Source organism: Exiguobacterium sp. s189, from assembly GCF_018617615.1.
Lineage (GTDB): Bacteria > Bacillota > Bacilli > Exiguobacteriales > Exiguobacteriaceae > Exiguobacterium > Exiguobacterium aestuarii_A.
Genome location: NZ_JACSKM010000001.1, coordinates 19,088 through 37,241 on the forward strand (window position 1 = coordinate 19,088; position 18,154 = coordinate 37,241).

General features: G+C 45.3%; 14 protein-coding genes. 10 read left to right on the forward strand and 4 right to left on the reverse strand.

Annotated features, from left to right (window positions below):
- Positions 1-89 precede the first annotated feature (89 nt).
- Entirely contained in the window at positions 90-1,724 is a 1,635-nt protein-coding gene (locus KNO99_RS00090; RefSeq protein ID WP_214744180.1) for a C39 family peptidase, read from the forward strand.
- Positions 1,725-1,872: 148 nt separating this feature from the next.
- On the opposite strand, the gene KNO99_RS00095 is transcribed toward KNO99_RS00090, so the two are convergent.
- On the reverse strand, positions 1,873-2,271 hold the full coding sequence (locus KNO99_RS00095) for a hypothetical protein (RefSeq protein WP_214744182.1): 399 nt from the start codon (positions 2,269-2,271) through the stop codon (positions 1,873-1,875).
- 144 nt (positions 2,272-2,415) lie between these two features.
- On the opposite strand from KNO99_RS00095, the gene KNO99_RS00100 reads away from it, so the two are divergent.
- From KNO99_RS00100 to KNO99_RS00110, 3 genes are read left to right on the forward strand one after another with little or no spacing between them, the layout of a single operon-like run.
- Entirely contained in the window at positions 2,416-3,348 is a 933-nt protein-coding gene (locus KNO99_RS00100) for an ABC transporter ATP-binding protein (protein WP_214744184.1), read from the forward strand.
- A gap of 11 nt (positions 3,349-3,359) precedes the next feature.
- Positions 3,360-4,493: an ABC transporter permease gene (locus KNO99_RS00105; protein WP_214744186.1), complete on the forward strand. Its 1,134-nt coding sequence runs from the start codon at positions 3,360-3,362 to the stop codon at positions 4,491-4,493.
- Entirely contained in the window at positions 4,480-5,580 is a 1,101-nt protein-coding gene (locus KNO99_RS00110) for an ABC transporter permease (protein ID WP_214744188.1), read from the forward strand. The genes KNO99_RS00105 and KNO99_RS00110 overlap by 14 nt, the downstream gene beginning before the upstream one ends.
- 39 nt (positions 5,581-5,619) lie before the next feature.
- Here KNO99_RS00110 and KNO99_RS00115 read toward each other — a convergent pair whose 3' ends face one another.
- A complete protein-coding gene (locus KNO99_RS00115; protein WP_371743011.1) occupies positions 5,620-8,304 on the reverse strand; it encodes an HD domain-containing phosphohydrolase in 2,685 nt (894 codons plus the stop codon).
- A 200-nt stretch (positions 8,305-8,504) separates the two neighbouring features.
- On the opposite strand from KNO99_RS00115, the gene KNO99_RS00120 reads away from it, so the two are divergent.
- The 3 genes from KNO99_RS00120 to KNO99_RS00130 all read left to right on the forward strand — a co-directional run bounded on the left by KNO99_RS00120 (position 8,505) and on the right by KNO99_RS00130 (position 11,977).
- On the forward strand, positions 8,505-8,813 hold the full coding sequence (locus tag KNO99_RS00120; protein WP_214744190.1) for a PadR family transcriptional regulator: 309 nt from the start codon (positions 8,505-8,507) through the stop codon (positions 8,811-8,813).
- 4 nt (positions 8,814-8,817) lie between these two features.
- Positions 8,818-10,002, forward strand: a complete 1,185-nt coding sequence (gene chrA / locus KNO99_RS00125; RefSeq protein ID WP_214744192.1) for a chromate efflux transporter — start codon at positions 8,818-8,820, stop codon at positions 10,000-10,002.
- 154 nt (positions 10,003-10,156) lie between these two features.
- Positions 10,157-11,977, forward strand: a complete 1,821-nt coding sequence (locus tag KNO99_RS00130; protein ID WP_214744194.1) for an acyltransferase family protein — start codon at positions 10,157-10,159, stop codon at positions 11,975-11,977.
- Between the two features lie 20 nt (positions 11,978-11,997).
- Here KNO99_RS00130 and KNO99_RS00135 read toward each other — a convergent pair whose 3' ends face one another.
- Together KNO99_RS00135 and KNO99_RS00140 are read right to left on the reverse strand one after the other, a co-directional pair.
- Entirely contained in the window at positions 11,998-12,498 is a 501-nt protein-coding gene (locus tag KNO99_RS00135; RefSeq protein ID WP_214744196.1) for a YdcF family protein, read from the reverse strand.
- 67 nt (positions 12,499-12,565) lie between these two features.
- Positions 12,566-14,458: a bifunctional metallophosphatase/5'-nucleotidase gene (locus KNO99_RS00140; RefSeq protein ID WP_214744198.1), complete on the reverse strand. Its 1,893-nt coding sequence runs from the start codon at positions 14,456-14,458 to the stop codon at positions 12,566-12,568.
- A gap of 658 nt (positions 14,459-15,116) precedes the next feature.
- Here KNO99_RS00140 and KNO99_RS00145 point away from each other — a divergent pair.
- The 3 genes from KNO99_RS00145 to tagH all read left to right on the forward strand — a co-directional run bounded on the left by KNO99_RS00145 (position 15,117) and on the right by tagH (position 18,145).
- A complete protein-coding gene (locus tag KNO99_RS00145; RefSeq protein ID WP_214744200.1) occupies positions 15,117-16,415 on the forward strand; it encodes a nucleotide sugar dehydrogenase in 1,299 nt (432 codons plus the stop codon).
- 86 nt (positions 16,416-16,501) lie between these two features.
- Entirely contained in the window at positions 16,502-17,308 is an 807-nt protein-coding gene (locus KNO99_RS00150) for an ABC transporter permease (RefSeq protein ID WP_214744201.1), read from the forward strand.
- An 18-nt stretch (positions 17,309-17,326) separates the two neighbouring features.
- Complete coding sequence (gene tagH / locus KNO99_RS00155) at positions 17,327-18,145, forward strand: teichoic acids export ABC transporter ATP-binding subunit TagH (protein ID WP_214744203.1); 819 nt, start codon at positions 17,327-17,329, stop codon at positions 18,143-18,145.
- Positions 18,146-18,154: the final 9 nt, after the last annotated feature.

Genomic DNA, 18,154 nt, shown 5'->3' on the forward strand with positions numbered 1-18,154 from the left:
TGCAAAATGAGTCTTTCGCCACTACTTTTTATTGGATAAAAAAGGTATATTTCTTTTGTGCTAGATACACGATTTGGAGGCTCGATCGTATGAGATGGAAAACTTACACAAAAATCAGTATAGTCGTTGGCTCGTTGGTAATGTTACCCTTGATCACCCATGCAGAAGGTTCATTTGAACAAAGGAACGTTGGCATCATCTATACTTCAAATGATGGAAGTGTGTTAACAGGTTGGCAACAAATCGATGGAAATACTTACTATTTAAATGAGAATGGGACTGTTATCACAGGTTGGCAACAAATCAATAACGCTACATACTTTTTCGAGGCAGATGGCCGACTCGTCACGAGAACGGTATCGATTGAGGGAAAGACCTATCACTTTGCCGAAGACGGTAAACTATTGACCGGTTGGCAAACGTTCAACGGACAAGTCTACTATTTTGATGCGACAGGTATACCCATCCCAGGGTTCCAATCGATTGATGGCAAACGCTATTATTTTTCGAATGATGGGATGCGACTATCCGGTTGGCAACAGATTGCCGGGGCAAAGCATTATATCTTTTCAGATGGGACGATTCGTACCGGAGTATATACGCTCGGTGGAAAATCGTATTTCCTGCTGAATGATGGTAAAGTCGCGACAGGATGGCAGACACTTGGCGCGCGTCGCTATTATTTCGGGGATGACGGTGCACGTCGTCAAGGATTAACGCGTATCGACAATCAAGTGTATGGACTCCATCCTACGTACGGTTATCTCCTTTCAGGGCTATATAAAATTGACTCGCACTACTATTTATTTGATACGAGAGGGAAGCGGCAATACGGTTTGCAAAAAGTGAATGGCAAGACGGTTGGATTTCATCCAACATCCGGATATCGTTTAACAGGAAAATTTAAAATAGGCAAACACACCTACTTTTTTGATTCAAACGGTATCCAACAAACAGGATGGAGGTATTCAACAAGCTATGAATACTTTGCACCTGCATTGACTAAAAAAACCGATTGGCAGTCTATCAATGGAAAATGGTATTTTTTTGATTCAAATGGCCGAATGTATCAAAATAAACGAGTAGGGAATGCTAAATTTGATGCAAAAGGTGTCTATTCTCGTACTATGCCTGTCTATAAAATGAATGTTCCTTTATATCGTCAGTTCCCAATGGGTTATCCATCCGGATGCGAATTTTTCTCGCTCAAGATGGCCCTTGAGAAGAAAGGGCGCGTCGTCAGCGCCTCCACACTGTATCGTGAAATGCCAAAAAGTGTGTGGAATGCACGATATGAGAATCGTTCCTATCGTTGGGTCGACCCGAACGTCATGTTTACTGGGGATCCTCGCAAGAAACTCAGTAAATATAAAAATTACGGAATCTATCCAAAAGGCATGGTTGGCTTCGCAAGTAAATATCGTCCTGTAAAAGATGTGTCTAACCAAGGAATCAGTTCAATTGAACGAGAATTGTCGATGGGCAACCCGGTCATCGTCTGGGCGAGTGTCGATTTCAAAAAACCCTATGGTTACTTCAGTTGGTACACATCCTCGAAGAAAAAATATACGGGATTCACTAATTATCACGTAATGCTTGCGACCGGGTACGATCAATCAACTTTCTATATCAATGACCCCTATCGCGGACGTCTTGTCGTTCCTAAAGCAAAAGTAAAGGCCGTGATGGGCGCAACGGGTTGGAAAGCCCTATCTGTCAGATAGAGTCGTATGATTTTATAGGAGTATTCAAAAAGATGAGTTCGCAGAAAATGCGAGCTCATCTTTTTGATGCATGCTATACAATCGAATTCCCACCATTAAACCAATCATTCCTGACTATCTGAGTATCTTGGTAGTGAATTGACGGGTATCATACTTCATGCTCTTTCACGAGCACACGAAAACGCGGTCGGACAGTCAATTCGATTGACGTCACGGTCCGCTTCCGGTCTTCCGCGAGGACGATCAATAGCTCCGCATGGTCACGACGGTCTTCTAAGATTTCGACCTTGCTGACGGTCCGAAGCAACTGATAGTAAAGGAGTTCCCCGTCTCGGTCTTTCACATTGATTTCAAACTCGTGATAGCTCGGGGAAATTTTAAAGTAGAACGTCTCCTCTTTTTTATTGGTGAATCGAAAAATCGACTCGTCATAATAAAACGGTAACGTCGAATCCATCCGTTTCGGTTCGACTGTACAAAATGCAGACAGTACGATTTCGTCCGGGAATAACGCCCCCTCATGTTTATTGAATTGCCACCCTTTCATCCCAATCCCTCATTTCAACACAATAATTATCTGAATAATTAGATTATTGCACATTTTAGTCGATTCTGACAGGTAAATTCGTGACAACCCACGAACACCTTTGTGTAGAATGATGAGTCTTTCACATGAGAAAGGAGTACATCTATGTCGATCATCTCGCTCGAGCATGTCACGAAACGGTTCGGTGACACCATCGCCTTGAACGACCTTAGTCTGAAGGTCGAAGAAGGCGAACTGTTCGGCCTCCTCGGTCCGAACGGTGCCGGTAAGACGACGGCCATTTCCGTCATGTTGAATCTATACGAGGCGGATTCGGGATCCATTCACATCTTTGGACAATCGATGCCAAAAGACGAACTGTCCATCAAGCGACGTGTCGGGATCGTCCCGCAGCACGTCTCCGTCTATGACCAGCTGACCGTGTATGAGAACATTCAATTCTTTGCCGAATTGTACGGATTCAGTCCAAAGGAAGCGAAACAAAAGACCGAGGCCGCGATTGCATTCGTCGAACTCGATGCCCATCAAAAGAAACGCCCACCTGAACTGTCCGGCGGTCTCCTCCGCCGCCTCAACATCGCATGCGGAATCGTCCATGAACCAGAACTCATCTTCATGGATGAGCCGACCGTCGCCATCGACCCACAATCACGAAACACGATCTTAGAGAACATCCGTGAACTGAACCGTCGTGGTGCCACCATCATCTATACGTCACACTACATGGAAGAGGTCGAGCTGCTCTGCGACCACATCGCCATCGTCGACGAAGGAAAAATCATCGCTGAAGGGACACAAGATGAGCTGAAAGACCGCGTCATGACGCTCGAGACAGCCCGCATCAAAGTTGATGCGCTCACGCCTCATCTGCTCGAACGGCTCGATGCACTCGACCACGTCCAAAAAGTGCAATATGAGGAACCGTATATCGACGTGTCGCTCGATAAAGATACACCGCTCGCTCCGCTCCTGGATACGCTTCATCAGGAACATGTTCACTTCACGTCCATCACGGTCGACCGTCCTTCCCTCAATACCGTCTTTTTGGCATTGACCGGGAAGACGCTCCGAGAATAGGAGGTCCTTTCATGTGGACATTTATCAAATATGATGTGAAACAGCGGCTCCGAGATCGTGCGACACTTTTTTGGATGCTCCTCTTCCCGCTCATCCTTATCTTCGGACTCGGGACGATGCTATCGGCTGTCTTCAGTGACACGTTCAAACTCCCCGTCACGAACGTCGCGTATGTCGAAGCATCGACCGACCAGTATCGAGAACCGCTTGAGAACTTTTTGAACGACGAAGACATTCAGGCGTTCATCCGTCTCGTTCCTTATGAAGACATCGCGTCAGCCGAGCAAGGCGTGAACGACGGGGATGCCGACGTCATCTTACGACTCGATGGCAGTGACATCACGCTGCTATACGAAGAGCCGACGACCGTCGAGTTTGACGTCCTTGAAGCCATTCTCGGTCAGTATACGGCAATCGCCAACCAACAGATCACGCTCGCAGAGTCCGGTCTATCGGCCCCGTATGAGAATGAGGCGTGGCTTGATACGGAAAGTGTCGATTTGGAGGGGCGGACCCCGACATCGCTTGAATACTTCACTGTCACCATCTCCATCATGACCGCTTTGTTCGGGTCGTTTTATATCACGGCGATGGCAAGGGAAGAACAACCGAACACAGGTAGCTATCTACGGATTCAAGCCGCTCCTGTCCGAACGGTCCAATATCGGCTCGCACGGACGTTCAGCCGCTACGTCATTATTTTGCTTCAGCTCATCTTGTTGTTCTGGTTCAGTCATTTCGTCTATCGGACGTTTGATTTGGCAAATATCCAGTTCGGTTATTTAATTCTTGCCTGGCTCGCCTTGACCGCGTACGGGGTCGCCATCGGGTTTGTCATCGTCAACCTGCCGAAGTTGAGTACGACGACGAAAGATGCGGTCGTCAACGGCTTCGTTGCCATCATCATGATTTTATCAGGGGGCTACGTCCCCGGATTCGATCAAGTGACGCTTAACTATGCGCCGTGGGCCGCGTATGTGTTCATGCCGATTTTCATGCGCGACGGGATGCTCGCCGTCATGCTTCGGGGAGGCGATATGAGCGTTTATTGGGAAAGTCTCGGTCTACTCGGCATTCATTTACTTATTTTCATCGCACTCAGCTATCTTCTGTCGAAAGGGGTGAGACGTCATGGTACTCATTAGGCACGTCGCCAAACGGATGCTCCGAAAGAAAGGGCTCTGGGTATTCACGTTTGTCTCGATGTTCGGGTTTGCGCTCATCCTCTCCTTCGTAGGGGGAACGTCGAGTCTCAATGCGTCGATTGGCATTGTCGATGAGGACGGGGATATTCTCGCCGAGCGCCTCATCGAAGAAGCCGAACGTTTCGGTCGCGTCACCATGCTCGAGACGAGTGGCGAAGATGTCTTGTTAGAAGGAGAAGACATCGTGCTTCTCATTCCTGAAGATTTTACAGAACAATCGTTCAATGGCGATATGCCTCGCCTCTCGTTCTCCGCAATCGCCGGCAGTGACGCTTCTTTAGTCGAACAGGCATTGAACGGCCACTTGTCACGTGAACGCCAGCTTCTTGAGGCGAGTGAATATGACGAAGCCACATTCACCAAACTCGCGACCGAGGAGACAGATAACGGATACACGCTCTCTAGTGAACCGTTCCAAGAGAGCGTCGCGACGACCGCACGCACACAAGCGTTTTTCGGTCTCTTGTCGTTCATCATGATGTCGACGTTCCTCCAGTTCATTCCGATGTTTGTCGCGGATGACCGAGACGAGAAGATTTATGCCCGCCTGTTCGCCTCACCGGTGTCACCACGGCGGTATTTCGCATCACTTCTTCTCGCCTTCTATCTCGTCGGCTTCGTCTATGTCATGCTGTTGATTGGCGTGAGCCTTGCGCTTTACGGTCAAGACGTGTGGACCCATCTCCCGACCGTCTTCGCCTTATTCTCGGCCTATCTGCTCGTCTGTCTGGCATTTGGTGGCCTCATCGCGGTATTTGCGACGAATCGAGAGAAGGCGAACATCTTTCAAATATCGGTCACGATGGCATCTGCCATTACCGGAGGCGCGTTCATCAGCCTGCTTTGGTTACCGGATTCATTGAAACTTGTCGGACGTTTCCTACCGACCTATTGGCTAAATAACGGGGTCATCACGATGTACGAAGGACAATTTCCGTTCCTTTCTATCCTCGTCATGATTGGCATGACCGCCGTCGTCTTCGTGTTGACGGTTCTCGTATTGAAGAAACGTCCACTCACCGTTTGAAAAAGCGAGTCCTCTCAAAATAAGAGAGGACTCGCTTGTTTATTGTTGTAGTGTCGGAACGACTTTTTCAAAGAAGACATCGACGAGCGTCGGATCGAACTGTTTGCCCGCCTCTTGTTGAATGATGGCAAGCGCCTCATCAATCGACTTCGCCTGTCGATAAGGACGACCCGTCACCATGACGTCGAACGTGTCGGCGATCGAGATGATACGGGAAGCAAGTGGGATTTCGTATTCCCTCATCCCTTTCGGGTATCCTTTCCCGTCCCATCGTTCGTGATGGGCCAAAACAATTTCAGACAAGGCGACATATTCAGGAACCGTACTTAAAATATTGTAACTGACCTCAGGATGTCGTTTGATTTCGCGCCACTCGGATTCAGTCAAGGCACCCGGTTTATCTAGAATATCGTTACTAATCGCCACTTTCCCGATATCATGCAAGATGGCGGCCGTTCGGATCTCGTTCACTTCGGCGCTCGTGAAGCCCATCGCTTCTGCGAGCTTCCCAGACAAATTCGCAACACGCTGGGAGTGCGCTTCTTCCCGGGGAATCTTTTCATACAATGTACGCATGATCAGTTGAATCGAGTGATGGCGACGGCTTTGTTTCTCCGATACTTTATGGTGATACATCCGGTCTTCCGCTAAATTGAAGACGTCCGTCAATCCGATGGACGCGTCGTGCTTCACCGCCTCACCGAACGATGCGGAAATCGGAAGTCCCTCTACCGTTCGTCCGAGGAAGAGTCGGCTCAACCGATCGGACAAGTGCTTCGCCTCGTCGAGTGTCGTGTTCGGCGAGATGACGACGAATTCATCTCCACCGATACGTGCCACTTCATCTTTCGCTCGCAATTCATTTCGTAAAATATTCGCCGCTTCGACGAGCAACCGGTCTCCAATTAAATGTCCGAACGCGTCGTTCGTCAACTTCAGTCCGTTAATATCGATGACGATTAGTGACAATGGATAAAACGCATCGTCGTCATAGCGATCCAACGCTTCTTCAAAGTACCGACGGTTTTTCACACCCGTCAATTGGTCGTGATAGCTCAAGTACTCGATTTCTTTCTCGTATTTTTTCTTCTCCGTGACGTCACCGATATATCCGTGCCAGAGGACGTGACCGTCAGTAATCTTCTCTGGGCGGGATGATCCTAAAATCCAAATCGTTCGTCCATCTTCGGTCAAAATACGAAACTCCGCGTCCCAAATCGTCAAATTCCGATACGATTCATCAATCGACTGCATGACATGAGGATAGTCATCGGGATGCATTCGTCGGAAAACGAGTCCGGCATCTGCCTGCACCTCTTCAGCAGTAATTCCTAACATATCTTCAAAGCCCCGACTGAAAAATGGGAAGTTGAAGCTACCGTCCGGCAACAATTCAAACTGATAGATAGCACCTGGAATTTGGTCAGACAGTTTCGTCAACAGACGGTCCCGTTCGGCCAATTTTTCTTCCAACTGAACGCGGTCCGTTACATCTTTGGCGACAGCGTAAATATAGTTCCCTTGAAGTTTACAGTGCCATTCGATGGAGCGATATGTGTCGTCAATCGTTCTGAAGCGATTGACGAAACGGAACAGTTCCCCCCGTTCCTCGAGTTCTGCAAATGCAGCTTCTGTGATAACATCATCATCTGGATGAATCAAACTGAGAAAATCCATATTTTCAAGCTCATCAAGCGAGTAGCCAAGCACCCGTTCCCACGTATCATTCAAATGTAAGACTTGGCGTGTATTGAGCGTCATGATGCATTCAAGGTCAAGTGTTGCAAACCCATCGAACATCGACTTCTTCGTCTCACCGACCTGATGTTCGGCCTTGACTAGCTGTTCAAGCACATGAACGAGATACAACTCGACAAGTCCAAGTCGATTCGCCACTTTCCCTTCTTGCATCACAATCGTCAAATCTCCATATAGTACTCCATCCTTCTCAATTTTGAAGAGGACGACCTCTCCGAGAGAGAAGATACGAAGTAAGTTTTTGACAAGTCGTTTGGGTAAGACTCCATCAATCAATGGATCAATTCCATCGAAGACGAGCGGATTCGGTCGATTGAACAGTTCCCGGCGCTGGGCGGTCATCGGCCACTTCTTCCCGACCGGATGAAACCCTAACACATCGAGACTTCGTTCTAACATCTCATCGATGCCGGATAAGGCGACCGTCGTATACGTCTCTCCGTCGCTTTCCATCAAATTGAGCGCGACCGCTTTCGCCCCAGTGAAATCGCGAATCTGGTCAAGGAACTGTTGGTTCATCAACAAATCACTACCGGTGGAAACGAAACGATGCGACACGTTCACGAGCTGCTTCAAGGCATTGTTTTCTTGTACATGTCGCGTGATGTCATGGAACATGACAGAGACAAAGCCTTTTCGTTCACTAAAGACGGACATCTCGTACCAAGATTTATTACGGCGAGAGAAATGTTCAAACGTCACCGTACCGCCATCGCTGACGACGTGTGCCACTTGAATCATCCATTCACGCTCGCTATATTCAAAATCCTTCAGTGCCGCTGACACTTTCTGTCCGATAAAATGTTTTCGTTTTCCCTTCATCATCTTCTCAAAGGCAGGATTCACTTCAAAAAATTCATAATCAATCGGCTCCGAAGCGTCGTCGTAAATCACTTTAAACTCGACGTAGCCTTGGGGCATATGGCGCAACAATGTATCGTATGAAGAATGAATGGGGTTTGTCACGTCACTTCCTCCTCAGCAAATAAACTCAATACCTAGTTTACCTCATTTGTGATAGATTCCCTATTTTTTCCGAACTCATTCCCTTCTTCTCGTTTTAAGTTTTTGTAAACTGCATACAGATTCCTTGTCACCTTCTCGGACATTTGTTAGACTGATTTCGAAAACCGATATCGAAATTCGATAACAAGGAGATGACACGTATGGAAGACCGGGTTCTACGGAAACTGTTCCTCGGATTCATTCACATTCATATTTTGCATCATGCCGCTGAACATCCGGTGTACGGGGCATGGATGGTCGATGAGTTAAGAGAGCACGGATATGAAATCAGTGCCGGTACGCTCTATCCGATTTTGCACGGGATGGAGAAGGAAGGTCTCCTCGTCCGCGAAAACGAGACCGTCGACGGACACGTCCGCAAAAATTACGTAACGACTGAAAAAGGGCTCTCCGTGTTACAAGAAGCCCGTCAAAAAGCTTATGAGTTATTTAAAGAAATTAAGGAGTGAAGATATGACGACACAACGTGTGACGTTCAAGACGTTACTAGAGATTTTATTCGTTTCGACCCGGCTCGGGCTGACATCGTTCGGAGGACCGGTCGCCCACCTCGGCTATTTCCATGAGGAATATGTGAGACGGCGCAAATGGATGGATGAGAAGGCATACGCCGATCTCGTCGCCTTATGTCAATTCTTACCTGGACCTGCAAGTTCGCAAGTCGGGATCGGCATCGGCATCGTCCGCGGCGGGATATTGGGTGGGATCACCTCATTCATCGGCTTCACGACCCCGTCAGTCGTCGTGCTCATGCTGTTTGCTTTGGTCCTATCCGGTCTCGACGTCTCTGATGCCGGTTGGTTATACGGTTTGAAAGTCGTTGCCGTCGCCATCGTCGCCCATGCGATTTTAGGCATGGCGAGTAAGCTCACACCTGATGCGAAGACGAAGACGATTGCCTTCTTCGCACTTGCCGGCGTATTGCTTTGGCAGACGACGTTCAGCCAAGTGCTCGTCATTCTCGTCGCTGCTGTCGCTGGGTTCTTGTTGTTCAAGCCAGATCGTCTCGATGCGAAATCAAGCACGTTCCCGATTTCAAAACGACTCGGTGCCGTCTTACTGTCGGTATTCGGGGCACTTCTCGTCATCTTACCGATTTTACGGGAAACGTTTGAAAACCAAGCGATCGCCTTATTCGATAGTTTTTATCGCGCCGGGGCGCTCGTCTTCGGTGGCGGACACGTCGTCTTGCCGCTTCTCGAGCGTGAACTCGTCCCTGCAGGCTTCTTGAGTGAAGAAGCGTTCCTCGCGGGATACGGTGCCGCCCAGGCCGTTCCGGGACCATTGTTCACATTCGCTTCTTACCTCGGGACAGTCATCAATGGGATTCCGGGTGGGATTTTGGCGACGGTCGCTATTTTCTTGCCGGCGTTCTTGCTCATTCTCGGGGCACTCCCGTTCTGGGATGCGCTTCGCCACAACCCGAAAGTCGCTGGAGCCTTGATCGGGGTGAACGCTGCGGTCGTCGGTATTTTGATTGCGGCATTCTACAGCCCAATCTTCACAACTACCGTAAACGGTGCGGTCGACTTCGTCTTTGCCGCTTTCTTGTTCGTCATGATCGCCTACTGGAAATTACCACCTTGGGCACTTGTCATCGCTGGCGTCATCGGCGGAATGTTGATCAATATGGTGTAATCACCAAGGGACCTTGTGTCCCTTTTTTTGTGGATTTTTTCGCTCAGTTGATTGTTAATCTTTTGAAACCATTCCCTCTCCCCCACTCGTTATACTGAAGAATGGATTCTAAAAAAAGGGAAATGTCCGCTTTAACTAGAAAGGAAGTGGGGGCATGAAACCACTTAAACATACAACGTATATGCCCGGTCTGGACGGCTTACGCACGTTCGCCGTTTTGGCTGTGATTTTATATCATTTAAACGTACCTTACATATCCGGGGGATTCCTCGGTGTCGATGTCTTCTTCGTCTTGTCCGGTTATTTGATTACCGGTATTCTCATTCGAGAGTGGACGAAGACCGGCACGATTGACTTGAAAAGATTCTATATCGCCCGTTTCCGTCGCTTACTCCCAGCGCTCGTCTTGATGTTGTCTCTCGTGATGACATACGTCACGCTCTTTGACCGCTCGTTGCTTGAGACGGTACGGCAAGATTCACTCGCTGCGCTCGCTTACGTGAACAACTGGTGGTACATCTTCCATGAAGTGTCATATTTCGAGAGCTTCGGGAAACCGTCACCGCTTCAAAACTTGTGGTCCCTCTCCATCGAGGAACAATTTTACGCGGTCTGGCCGCTCATTCTACTCGTCGGCCTCGCCTTCCGGAAACGGTTGCTTCAATTGGTCGCAGCACTCTTAATCGTCTCCGCGACCTGGATGGCGTTCCGCTACGTTCCAGAAGCGGACCCGAGCCGTGTCTACTACGGGACGGATACCCGCCTGTTCGGTCTGCTCATGGGTGCCATGCTCGCATTCGGCTGGCGGCCAGATACGTTCAAAGCGGTCATCCCAAACATCGGACGACATATTTTGAACGTGGCTGGTACAATCTCTCTCATCGGAATCGTCGGGATCATCGTCACGGTGAATGCGTATGACGCGTTCCTCTATTATGGGGGCTTCTTACTCGTCGCCTTCTTGTCCGCAATCTTGATTGCCGCCGTCGCCCATCCGGCGACGATCTGGTCACGCCTATTCGGAAGCGCTTGGCTTCGTGTGATCGGCACGCGGACGTACGGGATTTATTTATGGCACTATCCGGTCATCATCTTGTCGACACCGCTCGAACGACTTGGAACGTTTTCACCGCTCCTTGCGGTCGGTCAGGTCGCACTCACGTTTTTGATTGCCGAGTTGTCGTATCGCTATATCGAGACACCGATTCGTCGGAACGGGTTCATCGCCTCGTTCCGTCAACTCGTCTCGACACCGACACATCCAAGTGCTCGTTTCGCGGCTACGGCTTGTGCGACGGCACTCTCACTCGTACTCGTCGGCAACTTGACCATCTTGGCCTTCTCTGAATCGAAGCCGGCACAAGATGAGATTCCGATTGTGAAAGTGCCAATGTCAAAAGAAGAGACACATGACCTGCCAAAAGAACCCGAAACAGACGATTCGGAAGAAGCGACTACAGAGGTAACGCCTCCAGCAACTGAAACGCCAGAAGAAAAGAGTTGTCCACCAGCGCTTGCGATTGGTGATTCAGTCATGCTCGGGTTGAACGAATACTTGGCAGATGCGTTTCCGAATATGACCATTGATGCTGAAATCGGACGCCAAGTCCGTGATGCCATTCCTGTCGCATCTCAGTATGCATCGTATAATGCGCCAGGACATGTCGTCTTCCTTCACCTCGGAACGAACGGGGCGTTCAAGATGGAACAACTCGACACGCTCCTCAAGCAGTTTGAGCGCGCGGACCATATTTATTTGATTAACACCCGCGTCCCTCGCCCGTGGGAGAGCGAGGTCAATGAGAAGCTCGTTCGGGCAAGTGAACTTCACGAGAACGTTTCCCTTATCGATTGGCATGGTCAATCCGTCGGGAAGGAATCATATTTCGAGAGCGATGGCGTCCATCTGAATGTGGAAGGCGCCGAAGCGTTCGGTGAAGTTTTAAATCAAGAAATCGGCTGTCAATCAAACTAGGCTCTTGCGGATGCAAGAGCCTAGTTTTTATCTTTGAATAGATAGCGGACGAGTAGTTTCACATAAGCTAACGCTTCACGGATCACGTATCGCCCTTTTGCGAGTGGCGGAGTCGGTGCATACAGGGCATCGCTCTCGAGTTGGAAATAGAGCTTCGCAATGAGACGGGCCCGCGGGACATGAAAGTCATTCGTCACGATGGTGATTCCCGTCTCGCCTTCCCAAAACGGTCGACTGTGCTGAAAATTCTCAATCGTTGAGGTAGAGGTCGCTTCGACATGGATGCGATGTGGTTCAATGCCATACGTCATCAGTTCTCGTTCAATCACAAGCGCCTCGGCCATGCCTTCGTCAGGTCCCTGCCCTCCTGTTGCAATGAGTTCTACAGTTGGATGCGCCTTCGCATAATCAGCCGCGACGTCAATCCGATGTCGGAGCGCTCTCGATGGAGAGGTGCCGTTGACCTTTGCTCCGAGAATCAATACGAAGCGATAATTACCATTCCCATTGATTCGTTTCATTTTTAACCCACCCATAAAGAACAAGAGAACCTGATTCAACTACCATCAGGTTCTCTTATGTCTTATATTATTTTACATCGAGAATACGGCCTTCGACAGAAGGTGTAACCGTTTGAAGCTTAACCAAGTAATCACGCATGATTTCCCAGTCAATCACTCCTAAGTCATTGACGCGGCCTTCTTCGTACGCTTTTTTAAACTCAAGGTAGTTATCTCCACCTTTAGCTGCGAAGTAGTTCGTCGCAATTTTATACGTTTCCGTCGGCACGACATCCACATATTGACCATCTTTGAGGACTTGGGCTTTGACGATACGGCTGTTAGCAGGTTTCGAGCTATCGAACTCGACTTTCATACCTGACATGTGCAAGAATCCGCCACTTTCAATCGGATAAACGCTAACACTACGCTCGAGCGCTGACAATAGTTCAGAACCATCAAGTGTCATAACAGCCAACGTGTTACCGAATGGAAGTGTCGTTAATACTTCACCCGTTGTAATTGGACCAGCATTGATTGGTGCACGGATACCGCCCGCGTTTTGAATCGCAGCAACGACTTCTCCGTCCATTTGTTTCGCGCGGTCGAGCATACCATCTGTGATCAAATTCCCTAAAGCTGTCTCGTTTTTACGGACACTCGACTTCGTGACATCACCTGCATCACGCGGATTTTCGAATGCTGCAGTTGCATCTGCTCCGATTTCAGCATTGCGAATGCTTTCGATTTCTTGTGCGAACGGAGCTAATAGACTGACTGCAGTCGGATCAGCAGCATATGTTTTCACATCAATCAACTTCCCTTGATGAGAAACAATTTTACCTTTTTGGTCAAACACGACGTCTAATGTTCCTAAGAAGTCGCCATATTGGTAAGCCTGGACGATTACCGTTGGCTCAGCTCCATCTGCTACGACTACTGGTTCATTTAAACGAGAATGTGAGTGTCCACCGATGATGATATCGATGCCTTCTACACGTTTTGCCAATTCCAAATCGTTATCGACAGCTGGGTTATCATCAAAGCCTAAGTGTGATACTGCCACGATTTGATCGACACCACGTTGTTTGAATGATTTGACGGCTTTTTCTGCCTCGTCGATGTAGTGCTGGAACAGAACCGGACCAGGACTCGCGATGTTTGCTGTATCTTCAGTCGTCAAACCGAAGAATCCTACTTTTTTCCCATCGATTGTTTTGATGACACCTTCATACAATTTTCCATCGACAGGTTTACGCGTCAACTCTTCAGAGTAAAGCTCATTCAAGTATTGGTCACCACTGTAATCAACGTTCGAACTGACGAACGGGAATTCAGCGTTTTGAATGAACTCTGCGAATTCAGGGTGTCCTGCTTCTGTCCCGAGGTCAAACTCATGGTTTCCTGGAACCATCAAGTCGTATTGCATATAATTCATTAATGTGAGGTCTGCTTGTCCTTTAAACTTGTTAAAGTAGAGCGAACCTGAGAACACATCTCCTGCATCAATCAACAGACGATTTGAATTATCTTCACGAAGCTGATTGATGGCCGTTGCACGTTTTGGCGCATTGTCGAGTGAGGCATGCGTGTCATTCGTGTGCATAATCGCTAGCTCATAGCCTTCTACCGTGTAAGGAACATCCAATGTGACGGCTTGTCCCTTATGAGAATACGATGCCGTAGCTGTAAATTCACCGATTGTAGACGTCGATAGATTCGACCAACGAACAGGCTGTTTTTTGACTTTCCCATCAATCTTCACATTAAGGATACGGTGTTTCCCATTCAACTTTTCCCCTTGCTTGAAAACAAGTGGTGAAGCTGGTGCTAAAATCTCAATCGCTTCCTGTTCCTTCGCTTGATATGTAACCTTCTCACTTTGCTTGGCTTCAACAGAAGCCAACGGAGTCACTGCTGAAACGGCCAATGCCGCAGCAATCATCCCAGTAAATAAACGTTCTGATTTTGATGAAAACATTTACTTTTCCCCTTTCGAATTTCCCCTAATTCAATGACAGGACGACATGTAGAGTTCATCTAAAGTATAACTTCTCTACTAATTTAAAGTATAAAATATTACAAAGGGAAACAACATAATTTCAATAACTTTTTTTAAAATATCTGTAAATATAATTGTGTGCACCATTAAATTATATAAATGAACATATGCCTAATTGAGTATAAGAATCAGTTTCTTCAATGATTTTTATATCTTATAAAAAGGATCATGGATGAATTTAATCTGCTTAATTATTAAAATCATCCATCAAACAAAATGGTATATGATTTTAATATACTTTTTAAAAAGTGTTTCTCTCTTAATAATTTATTGTTTGTAAATTTCCGTACATTACTCTTACTTAAGATTTAGTGATCAGTTATCTGTGTAGTATTTATTTCTTACCCTTATTCCTTAGTAGCTTTTTTTATTATAATCATGTAATTACTGTGACATTCGCATGTATTAAATATATTGTTATAAAGCTGTAACTCTATAAACTTGATTGAATAGTTTGTAAAGCTTATAATAATCTTTGTTTTGAATTTTAGATTCTATAATAAACTCTTTAAATTAATGAAAGAATAACTGTTTATTTTATTAGAATTTACATTTGATAAAGGAGCTTATTTATACTATGAAAATTTGTACTGTAGGTTTAGGATATATAGGTTTACCAACGTCAGCTATGTTCGCACATCACGGTGCAAATGTAATTGGTGTTGATATCAATATTGATATTGTTAATACATTGAATTCGGGTAAAATTCATATTGAAGAACCAGGTTTAGAGGAGCTAGTTAAACAAAACGTAGACAATGGAACATTTAAAGCCTCTACAGAGCCAGAGAATGCTGACGTGTTTATCATTGCAGTACCTACTCCAAATTTAGATGATAAATATAAATCTTGTGATTTGACTTATGTAATTGACGCCGTAAATATGATCATCCCTTATTTAGAGAAAGGGAACGTTGTAATTTTAGAGTCGACAGTTGCTCCAAGAACAACAAGTGACCATGTTAAACCACTCATCGAAAAAGCAGGTTTCAAGGTGGGAGAAGATATTAGTTTAGTTCATTGTCCAGAACGTGTACTTCCTGGTCAAATTTTAATGGAGCTTGAACACAATAACAGAATTGTTGGCGGCATCACTCCAAAATGCGCAGAAAAAGGTGCACACGTATATGAGTTATTCGTAAAAGGAGAAATTATCAAGACCGACGCCAGCACAGCAGAAATGTCTAAACTTATGGAGAACACATATCGCGATGTGAATATTGCACTTGCTAACGAGCTAACCAAGATTTGTCGAGATTTAAGCATCAATGTTCTCGATGTGATTGATATGGCCAACAAACATCCGCGAGTAAACATCCACTCACCAGGTCCAGGTGTGGGAGGACATTGTTTAGCTGTAGATCCTTATTTTATTATTGCAAAATCTCCAGAGAATGCGAATATTATTAGTGCTTCTCGAGAAACAAATCGTTCAATGCCGCGTTTCATCGTAGAAAATGTTCGCGAAATTTTATCAGATAAGATTGAAGATAATCCAACAGAGACAGTAAAAATCGGAGCACTAGGAATCACTTATAAAGGAAACGTAGATGATGTGAGAGAAAGCCCTGCTCTCGAAATTATCGACTTATTAAAAGCGGAAGGTTTCGAATTGTCCGTTCATGATCCTCATGTAAAATTAGAACAGATTCACGGTCTCGAATTAAAAGAATTAAAAGAAACCGTTTCAGAGTCAGACTTGTTACTAGTTCTTGTTGATCATAATGAATTTAAAAATATTGATTTTGATGCTTTATTGCTTGAGCAAACGACTCCTTTAACAGTTTTTGACACTAGAAATATTATCGATTCACATGACAAAATCAAAGTGATCAACTTTGGAAACTTGCCATCAAAATCATTGCTTACAAAATAATCGATAATTGAAAATATTATTTTATGTGAAGAGGTAAAGGATTTTTTCCTTTACCTCTTCACATAAATAACGAAAGGAATACCCTAATGTTGTCACCTATTAAAGTAATTAAAGAACACCTTGAAAACTTATATATGATTGGTAGATTAGCTCGCTATGAAACGAAAGCGCAGTATTCTACGCACATTCTCGGAGTGCTATGGGAACTATTGAATCCTTTGTTCCAAATAGCGACTTATTGGTTTGTTTTTGGTTTGGGATTGAGAGGTGGAAGACCTGTCGACGGTCAAATTGACTATTTACCCTGGTTAGTAGCCGGTTTAGCTTTATGGTTCTTCATCAGCAAATCGATTGTTCAAGGGGGAAACTCAATTTACGCACGAATTAATCTTATCTCGCAAATGAATTTTCCGATAAGTATTATTCCATCATTCGTGATTGTAACTTTTCTAACAGAACATATGTTTATGCTTGTTATCGTAGGCTTCATTATGGTGAGTTATGATATACCTTTCACAATTCATTTAATTCAGTTACCTTATTACTTGTTTGCAGCTTTTTGTTTTAGTTATTCTGTAGCATTACTATTTTCAACATTTTCATCAATCGCACGTGATTTCCAGACTTTACTTCAATCGGCAATTCGTATGTTACTTTACTTGAGTCCAATTTTATGGAGCATCAATTCTATGCCTGAATATTTGCAGCCATTTTTAAAGTTAAACCCACTTACGTATTTAATTAATGGTTACAGGGATTCACTGTTTTTCGAAACATGGTTCTGGGAGCTTCCACAATTAACAATTTACTTTTGGACATTCACGTTATCGATATATTTCATTGCATCAATATTGCATGTGAAATTTAGAGATTCTTTTGCAGATTATTTATGAGTTAAGGAGATTGATTATATGTCTGACTACGCAATCGAGTTTAAAAATGTTTCAAAATACTTTAGAGTTTACAAAGGAACTAAAGACAAAATCTTAGATTTGATTTCTCGGAGTGGCTATGGAGAACGATTCATCGCACTTAACGATATTTCTTTTCAGCTTCCTAAAGGCGAAGTGTTAGGAATTGTAGGAATTAACGGTTCTGGTAAATCCACAATGAGTAATGTTATTGCAGGTGGTTTAAAGCCCGAGAAGGGTGAGGTTATAATTAATGGAGATGTTTCGTTGGTTGCCATCTCTGCTGGATTAAACACACAATTGAGTGGGCGAGACAACATCGAGTTAAAAGGCCTTATGATGGGGCTATCACGTTCAGAAATTAAAGCTTTAGAACCTTCTATTATTGATTTTGCAGATATCGGAAGATTTATTGATCAGCCAGTTAAAACCTATTCAAGTGGAATGAAATCTAGATTAGGGTTTGCTATATCTGTCCACATTAATCCTGATATTCTTGTAATTGATGAAGCACTATCTGTCGGTGACCAAACCTTTTATAAAAAATGTATTGATAAGATGAATGAATTTAAAAATGAAGGAAAAACAATCATTTTCATTAGTCATTCTACTGCTCAAGTTAAATCTTTTTGTACACAAGTTCTATGGCTTGAATTTGGAAAAGTTAGAGAGTACGGTCCCGTAAATGAGATTGTTGAACACTATTCGAAATTTTTAAATGATTTTAACAAGTGGACTGCTCAAGAAAAGTCTAACTATCGTAAAGAAAAACTAGATGAACAGTATATTTTGTTGAATCGCAAAAAGGCACATAACTGAGGTGTAAAA

Bases quoted from the DNA above. Each gene is read 5' to 3' on its own strand.
- KNO99_RS00090 (WP_214744180.1), top strand. From the start codon at position 90: ATGAGATGGAAAACTTACACAAAAATCAGTATAGTCGTTGGCTCGTTG.
- KNO99_RS00095 (WP_214744182.1), bottom strand. From the start codon at position 2,271: ATGAAAGGGTGGCAATTCAATAAACATGAGGGGGCGTTATTCCCGGAC.
- KNO99_RS00100 (WP_214744184.1), top strand. From the start codon at position 2,416: ATGTCGATCATCTCGCTCGAGCATGTCACGAAACGGTTCGGTGACACC.
- KNO99_RS00105 (WP_214744186.1), top strand. From the start codon at position 3,360: ATGTGGACATTTATCAAATATGATGTGAAACAGCGGCTCCGAGATCGT.
- KNO99_RS00110 (WP_214744188.1), top strand. From the start codon at position 4,480: ATGGTACTCATTAGGCACGTCGCCAAACGGATGCTCCGAAAGAAAGGG.
- KNO99_RS00120 (WP_214744190.1), top strand. From the start codon at position 8,505: ATGGAAGACCGGGTTCTACGGAAACTGTTCCTCGGATTCATTCACATT.
- chrA (WP_214744192.1), top strand. From the start codon at position 8,818: ATGACGACACAACGTGTGACGTTCAAGACGTTACTAGAGATTTTATTC.
- KNO99_RS00130 (WP_214744194.1), top strand. From the start codon at position 10,157: ATGAAACCACTTAAACATACAACGTATATGCCCGGTCTGGACGGCTTA.
- KNO99_RS00135 (WP_214744196.1), bottom strand. From the start codon at position 12,498: ATGAAACGAATCAATGGGAATGGTAATTATCGCTTCGTATTGATTCTC.
- KNO99_RS00140 (WP_214744198.1), bottom strand. From the start codon at position 14,458: ATGTTTTCATCAAAATCAGAACGTTTATTTACTGGGATGATTGCTGCG.
- KNO99_RS00145 (WP_214744200.1), top strand. From the start codon at position 15,117: ATGAAAATTTGTACTGTAGGTTTAGGATATATAGGTTTACCAACGTCA.
- KNO99_RS00150 (WP_214744201.1), top strand. From the start codon at position 16,502: ATGTTGTCACCTATTAAAGTAATTAAAGAACACCTTGAAAACTTATAT.
- tagH (WP_214744203.1), top strand. From the start codon at position 17,327: ATGTCTGACTACGCAATCGAGTTTAAAAATGTTTCAAAATACTTTAGA.